The 763-nt window shown below is 45.3% G+C and carries 2 tRNA genes and 2 rRNA genes; all 4 read right to left on the bottom strand.

Going from position 1 to position 763, the window contains the following annotated elements:
* Positions 1 to 231 (bottom strand): 23S ribosomal RNA (locus J3U42_RS12290); the annotation flags it as partial.
* Positions 232 to 435: 204 nt separating this feature from the next.
* Positions 436 to 511 (bottom strand) — tRNA-Ala (locus tag J3U42_RS12285).
* A 52-nt stretch (positions 512 to 563) separates the two neighbouring features.
* Positions 564 to 640, bottom strand: a tRNA-Ile gene (locus J3U42_RS12280).
* Positions 641 to 695: 55 nt separating this feature from the next.
* A 16S ribosomal RNA gene (locus J3U42_RS12275) occupies positions 696 to 763 on the bottom strand; the annotation flags it as partial.

Genomic DNA, 763 nt, shown 5'->3' with positions numbered 1-763 from the left:
TCGGTTGATTTCTTTTCCTCGGGGTACTTAGATGTTTCAGTTCTCCCGGTTCGCCTCATCTGACTATGTATTCATCAGATGATAGTGCAGTCACCTGCACTGGGTTTCCCCATTCGGACATCAACGGTTATAGCGCCTTTTATCGGCTTACCGTCGCTTTTCGCAGATTAACACGTCCTTCATCGCCTCTGATTGCCTAGGCATCCACCGTGTACGCTTAATTTCTTAACCTTACAACTCACAGTTGTCTTGGTTTCAATTACGCTTTTTTCTCTTTTCTACTTCTTCACATTCATACTTTCATATCAATGCCTTCCGTAAAAACGAGAACTCGTTTCTTTCAGCTTGTTCCTAATTGTTAAAGAGCTTTATCTTTCTATTTACTCTTAAAAGTAAATACAAACATAATTTAATATTCAAAAGAGACGGCTTTAATGGTGGAGCTAAGCGGGATCGAACCGCTGGCCTCCTGCGTGCAAGGCAGGCGCTCTCCCAGCTGAGCTATAGCCCCATTATTTTCACTTCTCCAACGTCTCAAGCTGGCTCGCTCAATGCCGTTGAATTGGTGGGTCTGAGTGGACTTGAACCACCGACCTCACCCTTATCAGGGGTGCGCTCTAACCACCTGAGCTACAGACCCAATAAAGTGACTCTTTCTTAACAAACAATCTGTGTGAACACTTACGAGCTCTTCGTAAGGAGGTGATCCAACCGCAGGTTCCCCTACGGTTACCTTGTTACGACTTCACCCCAGTCATGGACC

This window comes from Gilliamella sp. B2923 (genome assembly GCF_026536565.1).
Lineage (GTDB): Bacteria > Pseudomonadota > Gammaproteobacteria > Enterobacterales > Orbaceae > Gilliamella.
Note: the sequence above shows the minus strand (reverse complement) of the source record. Positions and strands in the feature narration are given on the sequence as shown.